This is a genomic window from Kitasatospora sp. NPDC059812 (assembly GCF_042732075.1).
Taxonomy (GTDB): Bacteria; Actinomycetota; Actinomycetes; order Streptomycetales; family Streptomycetaceae; genus Kitasatospora.
Map to the genome: position 1 here is coordinate 53,839 of NZ_JBHWIO010000009.1, position 16,676 is coordinate 70,514.

Below are 16,676 nucleotides of genomic sequence, written 5' to 3' on the forward strand. Positions count from 1 at the left end.
GCGCGCCGGGGGGGGCGGGGGGGCGCGCGCGGCGGGCGCGGGCCCGGGCGGGGCCGCCGGCCCCCCCGGCCGCCCCCCCCCCCCCTTCCGTCGCATCGGTGTCAGAGCTTGCGCAGCAGCGCCCGGCGGACCTTGTGGTCCGCCCCCTTCTGGAGGATCAGGGTGGCCCGGCCGCGGGTCGGCAGCACGTTCTCCAGCAGGTTCGGCTTGTTGATGGTGCGCCAGACCTGCCGGCCGTACTCCATCGCCTCCTCCTCCGGCACCTCGGTGAAGCGGCGGAAGTAGGAGTTCGGGTCCTGGAAGGCGGTCTGCCGCAGCTTGCGGAAGCGGTCCAGGTACCAGTGCTCGATGTCGTCGGTGCGGGCGTCGACGTAGATCGAGAAGTCGAAGTAGTCGGCCACCGCCAGCCGGGTGCGCCCGTCGCTGCCGGGCAGGGCCGGCTGGAGCACGTTCAGGCCCTCGACGATCAGGATGTCCGGGCGCTCCACGGTGAGCCGCTCGCCCTGCACGATGTCGTACACCAGGTGCGAGTACACCGGCGCGGTGACCCGCTCCTTGCCCGCCTTCACGTCCGCGACGAAGCGCATCAGCGCCCGGCGGTCGTACGACTCCGGGAAGCCCTTGCGGGCCATCAGGCCCCGGCGGCGCAGCTCGGCGTTGGGCAGCAGGAAGCCGTCCGTGGTCACCAGCTCGACCCGCGGATGCTCGGGCCAGCGGGCGAGCAGGGCCTGGAGCAGGCGGGCCGTCGTCGACTTGCCGACCGCGACCGAGCCGGCCACCCCGATGATGAACGGGGTCCGGGTGCGCTCGGTGTCCGGCGTGTCCAGGAAGGTGCCCAGCGTGCCGCGCAGCTCGTGCGTGGCGTGGATGTACAGGTTCAGCAGCCGGGACAGCGGCAGGTAGACGTCGCGGACCTCGTCCAGGTCGAGGGCGGTACCGAGGCCGCGTAGCCGTTCCACCTCCTCGGCGGTCAGCGGCAGCGGCGTACGCTCGCGCAGTGCGCTCCACTCGGCCCGACTGAGGTCCACGTAGGGGGACGGCGACGGGCCGGGCGTGGCGGCGCCCCGCGTACAGAGTTCGGTCAGCACATGCTCCATTGTGAGCCGTGGCGGCGTTCACCGTGGTTGTGGTGTCGGTCACGCACTGTTCGCGGGAATCGGGAAAAGGGCCTCAGAACCGCCCTTATGCTGGCACGCATGTGCGGAATTGTTGGATACGTGGGCGCGCAGTCCGCCCTCGACGTAGTAATCGCAGGCCTGCAGCGACTGGAGTACCGGGGCTACGACTCGGCCGGTGTCGCGGTGCAGGCGCAGGACTCCGACGGGCAGTGGAGTCTGGTCACCGACAAGCGGGCCGGCAAGCTCGCCAACCTGGAGAAGTCGCTCGCCGAGACCCCTCTGCCCGGCGGCACCACCGGCATCGGCCACACCCGCTGGGCCACCCACGGCGGCCCGACGGACGCCAACGCCCACCCCCACCTGGACGACCACCTCCGGGTGGCCGTGGTGCACAACGGCATCATCGAGAACTTCGCCCAGCTGCGGGCCGAGATCGCCGAGCGCGGCCACACCCTCCGCTCCGAGACCGACACCGAGGTCGTCGCGCACCTGCTCGGCGAGGCCTACGACGGCGACCTCGCGGAGGCCATGCGCGTGGTCTGCCGCCGCCTCGACGGCGCCTTCACCCTCGTCGCCGTGCACGCCGACGCGCCGGACGTGGTCGTCGGCGCCCGCCGCAACTCGCCGCTGGTGGTCGGGCGCGGCGAGGGCGAGAACTTCCTCGCCTCCGACGTCTCCGCGTTCATCGCGCACACCCGCGAGGCCGTCGAGCTGGGTCAGGACCAGGTCGTCGAGCTGCGCCGGGACGGCGTCACGGTGACCAACTTCGACGGCACCCCGGCCGACGTGCGCGAGTACCACGTCGACTGGGACGCCTCGGCCGCCGAGAAGGGCGGCTACGACTACTTCATGCTCAAGGAGATCGCCGAGCAGCCGAAGGCCGTCGCCGACACCCTCCTCGGCCGGATCGGCACCGACGGCCGGCTCATCCTCGACGAGCTGCGCATCTCCGACGCCGACCTGCGCTCGGTCGACAAGGTCGTCATCGTCGCCTGCGGCACCGCCTTCCACGCCGGCATGATCGCCAAGTACGCGATCGAGCACTGGACCCGCATCCCCTGCGAGGTCGAGGTCGCCTCCGAGTTCCGCTACCGCGACCCGATCATGGGCCCGGGCACGCTGGTCATCGCCATCTCCCAGTCCGGCGAGACCATGGACACCCTGATGGCCCTGCGGCACGCCCGGGAGCAGGGCGCCAAGGTACTGGCGATCTGCAACACCAACGGCTCCACCATCCCGCGCGAGTCGGACGCGGTGCTGTACACCCACGCCGGCCCCGAGGTCGCCGTCGCCTCCACCAAGGCGTTCCTGACCCAGCTGGTCGCCTGCTACCTGGTCGCCCTCTACCTGGGCCAGGTGCGCGGCACCAAGTGGGGAGACGAGATCCTCGCCGTCATCAAGGAGCTCAGCGACGCGCCCAAGCAGGTCGAGCAGGTCCTGGAGACCATGGAGCCGGTGCGCGAGCTGGCCCGCTCGCTCGCCGACGCGCGCTCGGTGCTGTTCCTCGGCCGTCACGTCGGCTTCCCGGTGGCCCTGGAGGGCGCGCTCAAGCTCAAGGAGCTGGCGTACATGCACGCCGAGGGCTTCGCGGCGGGCGAGCTCAAGCACGGCCCGATCGCGCTGATCGAGGAGGGGCTGCCGGTCGTCGTGGTCGTCCCCTCGCCGCGCGGGCGGTCGATCCTGCACGACAAGATCGTCTCCAACATCCAGGAGATCCGGGCCCGTGGCGCCCGCACCATCGTGATCGCGGAGGAGGGCGACGAGGCGGTCGTCCCGTACGCGGACCACCTGATCCGCATCCCGGTCACCCCGACCCTGCTCCAGCCGCTGGTCTCCACCGTGCCGCTCCAGGTCTTCGCGTGCGAGCTGGCGACGGCCAAGGGCCACGAGGTCGACCAGCCGCGCAACCTGGCCAAGTCGGTCACCGTCGAGTAGTACGGCGTGGTGCCCCTGCGGTGGCTGTGCCCTACCGCAGGGGCGCCGTGTCGAGCGTGAAGGAGAAGGGGGCGGGCAGGTCGATCGGCTTGCCGAACTCGACCTGCGTGCGGGTGATGTAGTCCTCGCCCTCGGGTTTGGTGAACAGCGTGACCATGCCCTCACTGCGGTCGACCAGCAGGTAGCACGGGATGCCTGCGGCGGCGTAGCCGCGGCGCTTGGGTTCGCGGTCCTTGTGCGGGTTGATCGAGGTGACCTCGAAGACGAGGAGGACGCCTTCAGTCGGGGCCCAGGAATCCAGATGGTCGAAGTGGCCGGCCGGTACCACCGTGCCGTCGGGGATGAGCCGGCCTTTGGGAGTGACAAGACCCTTGGTGCCTGCGATGTCCAGATCGATCGCGGCGTTCCGGAAGAACTGCTTGTTGAGCTTCGATACCGCACCGTCGTGCGGTCCGTCCGGCGGCGGCGTCACGACGATCTCCCCCTCGATGAATTCGGCCTTGCTCCCCAGCGGGGTGTCCAACTCCAGAAACGGCTGGAGAAGACTGTCCTCGCTCAGCGGGTACTCGACTGCCGGCATGGCGACCATGGCCCTTCCCCCTCCTGTGGGTCCGTGTCGAGCCACAAGCTAGGCGTACGGACCGGCACCGGTGGGGGATCGAAGTGGTTGTCACTCGAAAGTGTCCCGCAGCTCGGCCTGCCGTGGGGCGGTGGCGCGGGCTAGCGTCGGCGGTACGTCGACTGCTGAAGGAGCCCTCGCATGCGTCATGCCCATCGGGTGGAAGTCGTCCGGGCCGCCGAGGCCGCGCTGATGGCGCGGCTGCCGGAGGGGACGCTGATGCAGCGGGCGGCCGCCGGGCTGGCGGTGACCTGCGCCCGGCTGCTGGCGGGGCGTCGGGGGCGGGTGTACGGCAGTCGGGTGGTGGTGCTGGCCGGCAGCGGGGACAACGGGGGTGACGCCCTGTACGCCGGGGCGGAGCTGGCCCGGCGGGGCGCGCGGGTGACGGCGGTGCTGCTCGCGCCGGAGCGTGCGCACGCGGGCGGGCTGGCCGCGCTGCGGGCTTCCGGCGGGCGGGTGGTGCTGGATCAGGAAGTCGGCCTGGCCGACTTCTCGCGCGCCGACCTGGTGCTGGACGGCATCGTCGGCATCGGCGGCCGGGGCGGGCTGCGGGACGGGGCCCGGCCGTACGCGCGGGCCGGGCGGCGCGGGGTCGTGGTGGCCGTGGACCTGCCCAGCGGGGTCGACGCCGACACCGGCGAGGTGCCGGGCGAGGCGCTGCGCGCGGACGTCACGGTCTGCTTCGGCACGTACAAGCCGGGCCTGCTGGTCGACCCGGGAGCCTCCTACGCGGGCGCCGTCCAACTGGTCGGGATCGGACTGGAGCCGCCCGCGCCGGAGGTGACGGCCCTGCAGCACGCGGACGTGGCGGCGCTGCTGCCGCTGCCGGGCGCCGAGAGCGACAAGTACCGGCGGGGCGTGGTCGGGGTGGCGGCCGGTTCGGCGACGTACCCGGGCGCGGCGCTGCTGGCGGTCGCCGGGGCGCTGCACGGCGGTGCGGGTGCCGTCCGGTACGTCGGCACGGCGGCCGAGGAGGTGGTGCGGCGCTTCCCGGAGGTGCTGGTCACCGAGGGCGGGCCGGCCGGGGCCGGGCGGGTGCAGGCCTGGGTGGTCGGGCCGGGCGGCGGCGAGGGGGCGCGGCAGGCGCTGGCCGAGGCACTGTCGAGCGACGTCCCGGTCCTGGTGGACGCGGACGGGCTGACCGAGCTGGCCCGGCTCGGCCCGGACGCGCTGGCCGGCCGGACGGCCCCCACCCTGCTCACCCCGCACACCGGCGAGGCCGCCCGGCTGCTCGCGGGCGCCGACGGCGCCGCGCCGCCGTCCGCCGACTCGCTGGCCGCCGCCCGGCTGGCCACCGCCCGTCGGCTGGCGGCCGCCTACCGGGCGACGGTCCTGCTCAAGGGCTCCACCACGGTGATCGCCGACCCGGGCGGCGCCGTCCGGGTCAACCCGACCGGCACGTCCTGGCTGGCCACCGCCGGCAGCGGCGACGTCCTGGCCGGCCTGGCGGGCTCCCTGCTGGCGGCCGGCCTGGCGCCGCTGGACGCCGCGTCGGTCGGCGCCTACCTGCACGGCCTGGCGGGCCGCCACGCGGCGGGCGACCCGGGCGCGCCGGTGACGGCGCCGGCGGTGGCGCAGGCGCTGCCCGCGGTGTGGCGGGCGGTGCGGGAGGCGTAGGCCCGGGGCGGGCGGTGCGGTGGGGACGGGCGGTGCGGAACCGATCGGTCCTGCGTGCGCGTCCGGAACAGGGTGACGAGCGGTGCGCCGCAGGTCGGCGCGGTGCCGGGGGCCCTGGCACCGGCCGCCGCACGGACGGGCCGTTCGGCGAGGACTCCGGGATGTCTGGGAGACTGACCCTGATGACAACTGCGAACACGACCGGCACGGCCACCCTGACCGACGGCGTAAGGGCCGAGGCGACCATCGATCTGGCCGCCCTGCGCGGCAACCTCGCCGCGCTGCGCGAGCGCGTCGGCAGCTCGGCGGTGATGCTCGCGGTCAAGGCGGACGCCTACGGCCACGGCGCCGTCGAGTGCGCCCGCGAGGCGGTCGCGAACGGGGTCGGCTGGCTCGGCTGCGCGACGCCCGAGGAGGCGCTGGCACTGCGGGCCGCGGGCATCCGCCCGGAGCAGGCCCGCGTCCTGTGCTGGCTGTGGACGCCGGGCGGGCCGTGGCGGGAGGCGCTGCGCGCGGACATCGACATCTCGGTGAGCGGCCAGTGGGCGCTGGACGAGCTGCTGCCGGCCGTCCGGGAGACCGGCATCCCGGCCAGGGTGCACCTGAAGGCGGACACCGGTCTGGGCCGCAACGGCTGCCAGCCGCACGACTGGCCGCACCTGGTGGCCGCCGCCCGCCGCGCCGAGGCGGAGGGGCTGCTGACCGTGGTCGGCGTCTGGTCGCACTTCGCCGCCGCCGACGAGCCGGGCCACCCGTCGATCCAGGCCCAGCTGGACTCCTTCCACGCGGCGCTGGCCCGGGCCGAGGCCGCCGGGCTGCGCCCGGAGGTGCGGCACCTGGCGAACTCGCCGGCCACCCTGCTGCTCCCGCAGTCGCACTTCGACCTGGTCCGCACCGGCCTGGCCGCGTACGGGCTGTCGCCGGTGCCGGAGGTCGGGTCGCCGGCCGACTTCGGGCTGCGCCCGGTGATGGCGCTGACCGCGCGGCTGGCGTTGGTCAAGCACGTTCCGGGCGGGCACGGGGTCAGTTACGGCCACCACTACGTGACGCCGGGCCCGACCACGCTGGGCCTGGTCCCGGTCGGCTACGGCGACGGCATCCCGCGGCACGCCAGCGGCACCGGCCCGGTGCAGATCGGCGGCAAGTGGCGCACGATCGCCGGCCGGGTCGCGATGGACCAGTTCGTCGTGGACCTGGGCGGGGACACCCCCGCGATCGGCGACGAGGTGCTGCTGTTCGGCAACGGCGAGCAGGGCGAGCCGACCGCCGAGGACTGGGGCCGGGCCTGCGGCACCATCTCGTACGAGATCGTGACCCGGATCGGCGCCAGGGTCCCGCGCCGCTACCTGGGCGGCAGCCGCACCGAGGGCCCGGGCGCATGACGGAGGGACCGGCCGAGAGCGGCCCGGTCGCGGCGGTGGCCAAGGCGGCCGGCGCGGCCTCCGGGGTGAGCCGGGCCGGTGTGATCGGGATCTCGGTCGGCGTGCTGGCGGCCGGGGCGGCCGCCGGGGTGGCGATAGAGCGGCTGACCGTCGGCCGGGCGACCCGCCGCCGGGCCCGGGCCGAGCTGGACGCCGAGGCCCCGTACGGCTCGCTGCGCGGGCGCCCGCGGACGGTGGCCGCGCCGGACGGCACCGAGCTGTACGTCGAGCTGGACGGCACCGGCCCCGAGCCGGACGGCGGCACCTCCGGCGCCGAGCCGCTGACCGTGCTGTTCTGCCACGGCTACTGCCTCAACCAGGACAGCTGGCACTTCCAGCGGGCCGCGCTGCGCGAGGGACTGCGGCTGGTCTTCTGGGACCAGCGCAGCCACGGCCGCTCCGAGCGCTCCCGCTCCTTCCTGGCCGGTGAGCCGGCCAGCATCGACCAGCTGGGCGGCGACCTCAAGGCGGTGATCGACGCCGTCGCGCCGACCGGGCCGCTGGTGCTGGTGGGCCACTCGATGGGCGGCATGACGGTGATGGCGCTGGCCGACCAGCACCCGGAGCTGTTCCGGGAGAGGGTCGCCGGGGTGGCGCTGATCGGCACGCTGGCGGGGGACTGGAACGAGGTCAGCCTCGGGCTGCCGTCGGCCGGCGCGAAGCTGTTCAAGAAGGTCGCGCCCGGGGTGATGCGGCTGCTGGGCCGTCAAGTCGAGCTGGTGGAGGCGAGCCGGCGGCTGGGTGCGGACGTCGCCGCCGTCTTCTACCGGAGGTTCTCCTTCGGCGGGCGGGACGTCGACCCGGGCGTGGTGCGGTTCGCCGAGCAGCTGCTGGACGCCACCCCGATCGACGTGGTCGCCGAGTTCTACCCGGTGTTCGCCGCGCACGAGAAGTACGCGGCGCTCGCCGCCCTGAGCGGCCTGCCGACGCTGGTGCTGGCCGGTACGAAGGACCTGCTGACGCCGTCGGCGCACAGCGAGGCGATGGCCGAGCGGCTGCCCGGCGCGGAGCTGGTGCTGGTGGAGGGCGCCGGGCACCTGGTGATGCTGGAGCGCCCGGAGCTGGTCGACCACGAGCTGGTGGCGCTGCTGCGCCGGGCCGCCGGCTTCGCCGCCGCCGCGCCGCCCCCGGCGGTCCTGGACGGCCCCTGACCCCTTCCGGCGCGCGCCGGGCCGGCGATGTGGCACGGTAGCGGTGGCGGCCGGCGGTCGGCACGCCGGTACGGACCGAAGGGCAAGACACGCGCATGGGCTCGCACGCCACTCTCACCGTCCCCACCCCGGAGCGGATGGGCCGGCTCGGCCGGGAGCTGGCCGCGCTGCTGAGGCCCGGGGACCTGGTGCTGCTCTCCGGTGAACTGGGGGCGGGGAAGACCACGCTGACCCGGGGCCTGGGGGAGGGGCTGGGGGTCCGCGGGGCGGTGACCTCGCCGACCTTCGTGATCGCCCGGGTGCACCCGTCGCTGGTCGGAGGCCCGGCGCTGGTGCACGTGGACGCGTACCGGCTCGGCGGGGACCTGGACGAGATGGAGGACCTCGACCTGGACGTCTCGCTGCCGGAGTCGGTGGTCGTGGTCGAGTGGGGCGAGGGCAAGGTCGAGCGGTTGTCCGAGGACCGGCTGGAGGTGCGGATCGAGCGTGCCCTCGGTGACACCGCCGACGAGGACGACCTGGACCCGCGCCGGGTGGTGCTGACCGGCCTCGGTCCGCGCTGGGCGGGTGTCGCGCTGGAGGCGCTCGGCTGAGGCCCGCGCCCAGGTGTGCGCCGTTTTGCCGACAGGCTGTCGGGAAGTGTTGCGGGCGGGGTGCCGGGCGTGGTGGGATGGGTGCTGCGGTTAGGTCTGCCTAACTAGGGAGGCGCCATGTCGAGCACCACCCCCGCCCCGAAGCGCGCCGGGCACGGCGCCGGGGCCGGAGAGTCCGCCCGCCGCGTCCAGGGGGCGCCGATGCGGGCGCTGCTGGCCGCCTGTGCGGCCGCCGAGGCGGTGTCCACCCCGCCCGAGCCGGAGCCCCGGCGGGCCGAGGAACCGGAGACGGGCACACCCCGCGCGGCCTGACACGCCCGAGCCGGGCTCAGGCGACCACGACCACCTTGGTGCCGTTCGGCGCGAAGTCCCAGAGCAACTGGCCGTCCGGGCGACCGCTGCGGATGCCGCCGGTCTTGGCGTTCGGCTCGGTGGTCGGGGTCGCGCCGTCCACGGCGGCGCTGAAGCCGAACACCACGCCGTTCTGCTGCGCGAAGCGCACCACGTGCTCGATCTGCTTGCCGTCCGTCCCGGTGGTCGTCGGGGTGCGGCTGTAGACCGAGTAACTGCCCGGAGCCGGCTCGACCGAGCCCGGGGTGACCGGGAAACCGGGCGTGACCTGTGGGTTCTTCTTCGGGTCGATCAGCCAGACGTAGTGGCTGCTGATCGAGTAGACCACCCTGGTCCCGCTGCCCGAGATGGTCGGCAGCGGCGGGACCGTCGGGGTGGCCGAGGCGCTCGGCGTCGCGGAGGCGGCCGGCCCGCTGGACGTCGTGGTGCTGGCGGTCGGCTTGGCGCCGGCCGCCCGGTCCTGAGCGCCGTTGGCCTGGAAGGCCAGCAGGCTCACCACCGCCAGGGCCCCCAGGGTCAGCCCCGTGACCACCACACCAGGACCCATCTTCGCCACGTGCCGCTCCCGCCGCCGTCCCTTTACGTACGGCCCCATCGTGCCAGGTCCGTCCGGCCGGGTCGCGGCGCCCCGGATGTGTGTTCCTGGATGGCACACCTGGTCGATCGGCCGGTCGGACGAACGGCGGTCTAACCTTGACCCGTGCTGCTGCTCGCGTTCGACACCGCTACCCCCGCCGTCACCGCCGCCGTCCACGACGGCACGGCCGTCCTCGCCGAGACCCATCAGGTCGACGCCCGGCGCCACGGCGAACTGCTCCTGCCCGCGATCGACCAGGTCCTGCGGGCGGCCGGCGTCGACAAGCACCGGCTCACCGGCATCGCGGTGGGCGTCGGCCCGGGCCCGTACACCGGCCTGCGGGTCGGCCTGGTGACCGCCGCCGCGCTCGGCCACGCCCTCGGGCTGCCGGTGCACGGTGTCTGCACCCTGGACGCGATCGCCCACCAGGCCCGCGCCGAGGGCCTGGCCGGGCAGCCGTTCACGGTGGCCACCGACGCGCGCCGCAAGGAGGTCTACTGGGCCTCCTACGACGCCGACGGCCACCGCACCGAGGGCCCCGGCGTGGACCGCCCCGCCGAGCTGGCCCCGCAGCCGCGCTCGGTCGGCGCCGGCGCGCTGCTCTACCCCGAGAGCTTCCCCGGCGCGCACGGCCCCGAGCACGTGTCGGCCGGCGCCCTGGCGGGCTTCGCCGCCGCCGAGCTGGCGGCCGGCCGCGAGCTGCTGCCGAACGTCCCGCTGTACCTGCGCCGCCCGGACGCCCAGGTGCCGGCTGCCTTCAAGAATGTTCTAGGGGGCAAGGCGGTGCTCCCGGCGTGAAGCACGGCACCACCCTGCGCCCGATGCGCTGGTGGGACATCGCGCCGGTGATGGAGCTGGAGCTGCGGCTCTTCCCCGAGGACGCCTGGTCCACCGGGATGTACTGGTCCGAGCTGGCCGAGACCCACCCCGGCGGCACCCGCCACTACACCGTCGCCACCAACGCGGACGGCGCCATCGTCGGCTACGCCGGGCTGATGGCGATCGCCGGCGAGGGCGACGTCCAGACCATCGCCGTCGACCAGCGCCACCAGGGCGCCGGCCTCGGCGCGGCGCTGCTCACCGACCTGATCCGGGAGGCCGCCCGCCGCGGCTGCGCCGAACTGCTGCTGGAGGTACGGGTGGACAATCCGCGCGCCCAGCAGCTGTACGAGCGCTTCGGCTTCCAACCGGTGGGCATCCGGCGCGGCTACTACCAGCCCGCCAACGTCGACGCGCTGGTGATGCGCCTCGACCACCCCAGCACTGACCCGAAGGACCTTAAGGACACCCGCCATGGCTGACGAACCGCTCGTCCTCGGCATCGAGACCTCCTGCGACGAGACCGGCGTCGGCATCGTGCGCGGCACCACGCTGCTGGCCGACGCGGTCGCCTCCAGCGTCAACGACCACGCCCGCTTCGGCGGCGTCGTCCCGGAGATCGCCAGTCGCGCCCACCTGGAGGCGATGGTCCCGACCATCCAGCGCGCGCTGGACACCGCCGGCGTCAAGGCGAGCGACCTGGACGGCATCGCGGTCACCGCCGGCCCCGGCCTGGCCGGCGCGCTGCTGGTCGGTGTCAGTGCCGCCAAGGCGTACGCCTGGGCGCTGGACAAGCCGCTGTACGGGGTCAACCACCTCGCCTCGCACATCTGCGTCGACCAGTTGGAGCACGGCCGGCTGCCGTCGCCGACGATGGCGCTGCTGGTCTCCGGCGGGCACTCCTCGCTGCTGCTCAGCGAGGACATCACCAGCGACGTCCGCCCGCTCGGCGCGACCATCGACGACGCGGCCGGCGAGGCCTTCGACAAGGTCGCCCGGGTGCTCGGCCTGGGCTTCCCGGGCGGCCCGGTGGTCGACCGCACCGCCCGCGAGGGCGACCCCAAGGCGATCGCCTTCCCACGCGGCCTGAGCGGCCGCAACGACCCCGCGTACGACTTCTCCTTCTCCGGTCTGAAGACCGCCGTCGCCCGCTGGGTGGAGGCCAAGCGCCGGGCCGGCGAGGAGGTGCCGATCGCCGACGTGGCGGCGTCCTTCCAGGAGGCCGTCACCGACGTGCTCACCCGCAAGGCCGTCAAGGCGTGCCGGGACAACGGCGTCGACCACCTGATGATCGGCGGCGGGGTGGCCGCCAACTCGCGGCTGCGCGAGATGGCCCAGCAGCGCTGCGACCGGGCCGGCATCCGGCTGCGGGTGCCCCGGCCGGGCCTGTGCACCGACAACGGCGCGATGGTGGCCGCGCTGGGCTCCGAGATGGTGTGGCGTGACCGCACGCCGTCCGCGCTCGACCTGTCCGCCGACTCCTCGCTGCCGGTGACCGAGGCGCACGTGCCGGCTGCGGACGTCCGGCACGGCGACGTCCACGGCCAGGCGTACCAGGCCCTCACCGGCGGCGCCGAGTGACCGTCGCCGCGATGTGGGAGGCCCGCGCCGCCACCGGCCGCGGGGCCGAACTCGCCTCCTGGGTACGGGAGGTGGCGCTGCCCGCGGTGCGCGGCTCGGCCGGGCTGGTCCGCACCGAGCTGCTCGGCGCGCCCGGCGAACGGGTGCTGCTGATCACCTGGTGGACCGGCGAGCCGGTGCCGGTCGCCGACCCGCCGGCCGACCTGCTCGGCCGCCCGGTGCACCGCTGGTCCTTCACCAGCGAGCACGTCGAATAGGCGCTGTCCGGGAACCGCCGCCCCGACCGCTACCGTGCATAGCTGAGAAGAAGCTGGACGGGAACCGGGAGCGCGCTGCGGTGAACAGGGACGGTCGGAGCAGGACCAGGACGTACGCGGTGGGGGCGCTGGCCCTGCTGGCCCTGGCCACCGGATGCGGCGACAACGGGGGCGCCGCCGCCCCGGCGGCGGCCGGCGGCAGCTCGGCGGCCACGCCCCAGCCCGCCGGCGGCGGCGCCGTGCCGACCAGCCCGGCCGGCGCGCCCACCACCGCGGCCCCGGCCGGCGGGGACCCGGCGGCCTGGGCGAAGTGGAACCTCAAGCCGCTGGCGCCGGCCCCCGCGCCGCCCGCGGACAAGCCCATCAAGCTCGAACGGACCGGCCCCGTACCGGTGTTCAGCGAGGTGAAGACGAGCGACAAGGTCGTCTTCATCACCATCGACGACGGCGCCGAGAAGGACCCGAAGTTCGTCGAGATGCTGACCGAGCTCAAGGTGCCGATCTCGATGTTCCTGACCCGGGACATCGTCAAGAACGACTACGGCTACTTCAAGCCGCTCCAGGCGCTCGGCAACCACATCCAGAACCACACCGTGGACCACCCGGTGATGAGCAAGATCCCGGCGGAGAAGCAGAAGTCCGAGATCTGCGACGCGCAGTCCGCGCTCACCCAGCAGTACGGCACCGCCCCGCTGCTGTTCCGCCCGCCGTTCGGGGACGGCGCCAACACCCCGACGCTGAACAACTCGGTCCAGCAGTGCGGCCCGCGCGCGATGGTGCTCTGGCGCGAGTCGATGCAGATCCACGACATGCAGTACCAGGCGGCGGACAAGAAGCTGAAGTCCGGCGACATCATCCTGGCGCACTTCCGCGGCCCGAAGGAGCTCAAGGGCGCCACGATGACCCAGATGTTCGGCGACCTGCTGGCCCGGATCCAGGAGCAGGGCTTCTCGGTGGCCCGGCTGGAGGACTACATCCAGGCGCCCACCTCGTAGTCCGTGCGCCCGCCTCGTGGCCGCCTCAGGCGGGCCGGCCGAGCATCATCAGCGGCCCGTTGTCGGTGCGGCTGAGGATCACCGTGACGGCGTTCGGCCCGGAGGGCTTGAGCTGGCGGCGCAGCTCCTCCGGGGTGATCGCCATCCCGCGCTTCTTGATCACCACCGTGCCGACCCCGCGCTCGCGCAGCAGCGCCTTCAGCCGCTTGATGTGGAACGGCAGCACGTCGGTGAGCTCGAAGGCGTGCGCGTACGGGGTGGCGACCAGCCGGTCCGAGGTGAGGTAGGCGATCTTCGGGTCGATCAGCCGGCCGCCCACCTGCTCGGCCACCTCGGCCACCAGATGGGCCCGGATCACCGCGCCGTCCGGCTCGTACAGGTAGCGCCCGACCGGGCCGGCCGGCGGGTCGGGCAGGTCGCCGCCGGTGAGGCTGGCGGCCTGCGGCAGCAGGGTGGCGCGGTGCGGGCGGGCGGCCCCGGTGCCGAACCAGAGCACCGCCTCCTTCACGTCGCCGTGGTCGGAGACCCACTCCGCCTCGGCGTCGGCCGGGACGGCCTCGTGCGGGATGCCCGGGGCCACCTTCAGCGCGCCGATCGGGGTCCGGCGGCCGGCCTCGATCGCCCAGGAGAGCGGCGGGGCGTACGCCTCCGGGTCGAACACCCGGCCGCGCGCCGTGCGCCGCGCCGGGTCGGTGAACACCGCGTCGTAGCCGGCGACGTCCACCTCGGCGACGTCCGCGCAGCGCACCCGGACCAGGTCGGTCAGGCCCAGCGCGGCCGCGTTGGCGGCGGTGGCGGCGCAGGCCGCCGGGTCCTTGTCGACGGCCAGCACCTCGATCCCGGCCCTGGCCAGCGCCAGCACGTCCCCGCCGATGCCGCAGCACAGGTCGGCCAGCCGGCGGACGCCCAGCTCGGCGAAGCGGCGCGCCCGCCACTCGGCCACGCTGCGCCGGGTGGACTGCTCGACGCCGTTGGGCGTGAAGTACATCAGGTCGGCGTCCGCCCCGAACTTCGCCCGCGCCCGCTGCCGCAGCCGGGCCTGCCCGAAGGCCGCCGAGACCAGCTCGGCCGGGTGCCCCCGCCGCAGCCTGGTGGCCAGCGCCAGCTCCTCCTCGGGCGTGAACTCGCGCAGTTCGGCGAGCAGGGCCTGGCCCTCGGGGGTCAGCAGGGGCTGGAGGTTCTCGGTGTCCACGGGGCCATTCTGGCGGGTTGGCCGTCCCACCGGCTCCGACGGTGCCGGCGCGGTGGGGCGGGGCGGTCGCACGGGTGTACGGCTCCGCGCCCGCGGTTCGGGATGCCCGGGCGCGCCGTTGGCACTCTGGTTGACTGAGTGCTAACACCGGCCTATGGTCGTCCTTGGCACTCCCCACTGGGGGAGTGCTAACGCGAAGACGTGTGCCTGACCCCCGCGACGGCAGGCCCGCAGGTTCGCTCCTACCCGTTAGAAACCCCGTAATCTCCGAAGGGGAGCTCGGACGTGACCACCAGCAGCAAGGTTGCCATCAAGCCGCTTGAGGACCGCATCGTGGTCCAGCCGCTCGACGCCGAGACCACCACGGCCTCCGGCCTGGTTATCCCGGACACCGCCAAGGAGAAGCCCCAGGAGGGCGTCGTCCTGGCCGTCGGCCCGGGTCGCTTCGAGGACGGCCAGCGTCTGCCGCTCGACGTCGCCGTCGGTGACATCGTCCTGTACTCGAAGTACGGCGGCACCGAGGTGAAGTACCAGGGCGAGGAGTACCTGGTTCTCTCCGCTCGCGACGTTCTCGCCATCATCGAGAAGTAAGTCGTTCCGACCCGCCCCGGATCCGTGTCCCAAGTGACAGGGGCCCGGGGCGTGGTTGTTGGTTCACGTAGTCCGGCGGCCGGTGGGCCGGCCGAAGCCCCGAGGGAATAGGGAACATGGCGAAGATCCTGCAGTTCAACGAGGACGCCCGCCGCTCGCTGGAGCGCGGTGTCAACAAGCTGGCCGACACCGTCAAGGTGACCATCGGCCCCAAGGGCCGCAACGTCGTCATCGACAAGAAGTTCGGCGCCCCGACCATCACCAACGACGGTGTGACCATCGCCCGTGAGGTCGAGCTGGACGACCCGTACGAGAACCTTGGCGCGCAGCTCGTCAAGGAGGTCGCCACCAAGACCAACGACGTCGCGGGTGACGGCACCACCACCGCCACCGTGCTGGCCCAGGCCCTGGTCAACGAGGGTCTGCGCAACGTCGCCGCCGGTGCCGGCCCGGCCGCCCTGAAGAAGGGCATCGACAAGGCCGTCGCCGCCGTCTCCGAGCACCTGCTCTCGGTGGCCCGCGAGATCGAGGGCAAGGACGACGTCGCCGCCGTCGCGTCCCTCTCCGCCCAGGACACCCAGGTCGGCGAGCTGATCGCCGAGGCGATCGACAAGGTCGGCAAGGACGGTGTCATCACCGTCGAGGAGTCGAACACCTTCGGCGTGGAGCTGGACTTCACCGAGGGCATGCAGTTCGACAAGGGCTACCTGTCGCCGTACTTCGTCACCGACGCGGAGCGGCAGGAGGCGGTCCTGGAGGACCCGTACATCCTGATCAACCAGGGCAAGATCTCCTCCATCCAGGAGCTGCTGCCGCTGCTGGAGAAGATCCTCCAGGGCGGTGCCTCCCGGCCGCTGCTGATCATCGCCGAGGACGTCGACGGCGAGGCGCTGTCCACCCTCGTGGTGAACAAGATCCGCGGCACCTTCAACGCGGTCGCCGTCAAGGCCCCGGGCTTCGGCGACCGCCGCAAGGCGATCCTCGGCGACCTGGCCACCCTGACCGGCGGCACGGTCATCTCCGAGGAGGTCGGCCTCAAGCTCGACCAGGTCGGCGTGGACGTGCTGGGCACCGCCCGCCGCGTGACCATCACCAAGGACGAGACCACCGTCGTCGACGGTGCCGGTGACAGCGAGGCCGTGGCCGGCCGCGTCGCCCAGATCAAGGGTGAGATCGCCGCCACCGACTCCGACTGGGACCGCGAGAAGCTGCAGGAGCGCCTGGCCAAGCTGGCCGGCGGCGTCTGCGTCATCAAGGTCGGCGCCGCCACCGAGGTGGAGCTGAAGGAGCGCAAGCACCGCCTGGAGGACGCCATCTCGGCGACCCGTGCCGCGGTCGAGGAGGGCATCGTCGCCGGTGGCGGCGCCTCCCTGGTGCACGCCGCCAAGGTGCTGGACGGCGGCCTGGGCCTGTCGGGCGACGAGGCGACCGGTGTCGCGGTCGTCCGCAAGGCGCTGCACGAGCCGCTGCGCTGGATCGCCCAGAACGCCGGCCTGGAGGGCTACGTCATCACCTCCAAGGTCGCCGAGCTGGAGATCGGCCAGGGCTACAACGCGGCCACCGGCGAGTACGGCGACCTGGTGAAGGCCGGCGTCATCGACCCGGTCAAGGTCACCCGCTCCGCCCTGGAGAACGCGGCCTCGATCGCCTCCCTGCTGCTCACCACCGAGACCCTCGTGGTGGAGAAGAAGGAAGAGGAGGCCGAGGCGGGCCACGGCCACGGTCACGGCCACTCGCACTGACGCCTGACGGTCGAGGGGGGGGGGGGGGCCGCCCGCCCCCGGGGGGGGGGGGGCCGCCCCGGGGGGGGGGGGGGGGGGTGTGTGAGAATCTCGTTGTTATATAAAATAAAAGCCACA

Annotated in this window: 17 protein-coding genes; 13 read left to right on the forward strand and 4 right to left on the reverse strand. The window is 73.7% G+C overall.

The window, feature by feature from the left end:
- Positions 1-101 precede the first annotated feature (101 nt).
- Positions 102-1,097 carry a type I pantothenate kinase gene (gene coaA / locus ACFV6D_RS07260; RefSeq protein ID WP_063348983.1) on the reverse strand — a complete coding sequence of 332 codons (996 nt, stop codon included), beginning with the start codon at positions 1,095-1,097 and terminating at the stop codon, positions 102-104.
- Positions 1,098-1,196: 99 nt separating this feature from the next.
- Between coaA and glmS the strand changes: the two genes are divergently transcribed.
- On the forward strand, positions 1,197-3,053 hold the full coding sequence (glmS, locus tag ACFV6D_RS07265) for a glutamine--fructose-6-phosphate transaminase (isomerizing) (protein WP_079135822.1): 1,857 nt from the start codon (positions 1,197-1,199) through the stop codon (positions 3,051-3,053).
- 31 nt (positions 3,054-3,084) lie between these two features.
- On the opposite strand, the gene ACFV6D_RS07270 is transcribed toward glmS, so the two are convergent.
- Positions 3,085-3,633, reverse strand: a complete 549-nt coding sequence (locus tag ACFV6D_RS07270) for a Uma2 family endonuclease (protein WP_063351334.1) — start codon at positions 3,631-3,633, stop codon at positions 3,085-3,087.
- Between the two features lie 180 nt (positions 3,634-3,813).
- On the opposite strand from ACFV6D_RS07270, the gene ACFV6D_RS07275 reads away from it, so the two are divergent.
- The 5 genes from ACFV6D_RS07275 (at position 3,814) to ACFV6D_RS07295 (ending at position 8,766) form a co-directional block, all read left to right on the forward strand.
- Positions 3,814-5,289, forward strand: a complete 1,476-nt coding sequence (locus ACFV6D_RS07275; protein WP_380558800.1) for an NAD(P)H-hydrate dehydratase — start codon at positions 3,814-3,816, stop codon at positions 5,287-5,289.
- Positions 5,290-5,471: 182 nt separating this feature from the next.
- Complete coding sequence (gene alr, locus ACFV6D_RS07280; RefSeq protein WP_363369294.1) at positions 5,472-6,671, forward strand: alanine racemase; 1,200 nt, start codon at positions 5,472-5,474, stop codon at positions 6,669-6,671.
- Positions 6,668-7,861, forward strand: a complete 1,194-nt coding sequence (locus ACFV6D_RS07285; protein WP_380338785.1) for an alpha/beta fold hydrolase — start codon at positions 6,668-6,670, stop codon at positions 7,859-7,861. Before alr ends, ACFV6D_RS07285 begins: the two co-directional genes overlap by 4 nt.
- 95 nt (positions 7,862-7,956) lie before the next feature.
- Entirely contained in the window at positions 7,957-8,454 is a 498-nt protein-coding gene (gene tsaE, locus ACFV6D_RS07290; protein WP_063348988.1) for a tRNA (adenosine(37)-N6)-threonylcarbamoyltransferase complex ATPase subunit type 1 TsaE, read from the forward strand.
- 117 nt (positions 8,455-8,571) lie between these two features.
- Positions 8,572-8,766: a hypothetical protein gene (locus ACFV6D_RS07295; RefSeq protein WP_063348989.1), complete on the forward strand. Its 195-nt coding sequence runs from the start codon at positions 8,572-8,574 to the stop codon at positions 8,764-8,766.
- Positions 8,767-8,782: 16 nt separating this feature from the next.
- Here ACFV6D_RS07295 and ACFV6D_RS07300 read toward each other — a convergent pair whose 3' ends face one another.
- Positions 8,783-9,352 carry a hypothetical protein gene (locus ACFV6D_RS07300; RefSeq protein WP_063351335.1) on the reverse strand — a complete coding sequence of 190 codons (570 nt, stop codon included), beginning with the start codon at positions 9,350-9,352 and terminating at the stop codon, positions 8,783-8,785.
- A 153-nt stretch (positions 9,353-9,505) separates the two neighbouring features.
- Between ACFV6D_RS07300 and tsaB the strand changes: the two genes are divergently transcribed.
- The 5 genes from tsaB (at position 9,506) to ACFV6D_RS07325 (ending at position 13,034) form a co-directional block, all read left to right on the forward strand.
- On the forward strand, positions 9,506-10,180 hold the full coding sequence (gene tsaB / locus ACFV6D_RS07305) for a tRNA (adenosine(37)-N6)-threonylcarbamoyltransferase complex dimerization subunit type 1 TsaB (protein WP_063348990.1): 675 nt from the start codon (positions 9,506-9,508) through the stop codon (positions 10,178-10,180).
- A 23-nt stretch (positions 10,181-10,203) separates the two neighbouring features.
- Positions 10,204-10,683 (forward strand): ribosomal protein S18-alanine N-acetyltransferase, encoded by a 480-nt coding sequence (rimI, locus tag ACFV6D_RS07310; protein WP_380369708.1) that lies wholly within the window; start codon positions 10,204-10,206, stop codon positions 10,681-10,683.
- Positions 10,676-11,782 carry a tRNA (adenosine(37)-N6)-threonylcarbamoyltransferase complex transferase subunit TsaD gene (gene tsaD / locus ACFV6D_RS07315; RefSeq protein ID WP_350877149.1) on the forward strand — a complete coding sequence of 369 codons (1,107 nt, stop codon included), beginning with the start codon at positions 10,676-10,678 and terminating at the stop codon, positions 11,780-11,782. Before rimI ends, tsaD begins: the two co-directional genes overlap by 8 nt.
- 11 nt (positions 11,783-11,793) lie before the next feature.
- Positions 11,794-12,039: a hypothetical protein gene (locus ACFV6D_RS07320; protein ID WP_244293442.1), complete on the forward strand. Its 246-nt coding sequence runs from the start codon at positions 11,794-11,796 to the stop codon at positions 12,037-12,039.
- Positions 12,040-12,119: 80 nt separating this feature from the next.
- Positions 12,120-13,034 (forward strand): polysaccharide deacetylase family protein, encoded by a 915-nt coding sequence (locus tag ACFV6D_RS07325; protein WP_380558803.1) that lies wholly within the window; start codon positions 12,120-12,122, stop codon positions 13,032-13,034.
- Between the two features lie 25 nt (positions 13,035-13,059).
- Here ACFV6D_RS07325 and ACFV6D_RS07330 read toward each other — a convergent pair whose 3' ends face one another.
- Entirely contained in the window at positions 13,060-14,226 is a 1,167-nt protein-coding gene (locus ACFV6D_RS07330; RefSeq protein WP_380558806.1) for a methyltransferase domain-containing protein, read from the reverse strand.
- Positions 14,227-14,511: 285 nt separating this feature from the next.
- Between ACFV6D_RS07330 and groES the strand changes: the two genes are divergently transcribed.
- On the forward strand, positions 14,512-14,817 hold the full coding sequence (gene groES / locus ACFV6D_RS07335) for a co-chaperone GroES (RefSeq protein WP_014136232.1): 306 nt from the start codon (positions 14,512-14,514) through the stop codon (positions 14,815-14,817).
- A gap of 116 nt (positions 14,818-14,933) precedes the next feature.
- A complete protein-coding gene (groL, locus tag ACFV6D_RS07340; protein ID WP_380490514.1) occupies positions 14,934-16,559 on the forward strand; it encodes a chaperonin GroEL in 1,626 nt (541 codons plus the stop codon).
- Positions 16,560-16,676 lie beyond the last annotated feature (117 nt).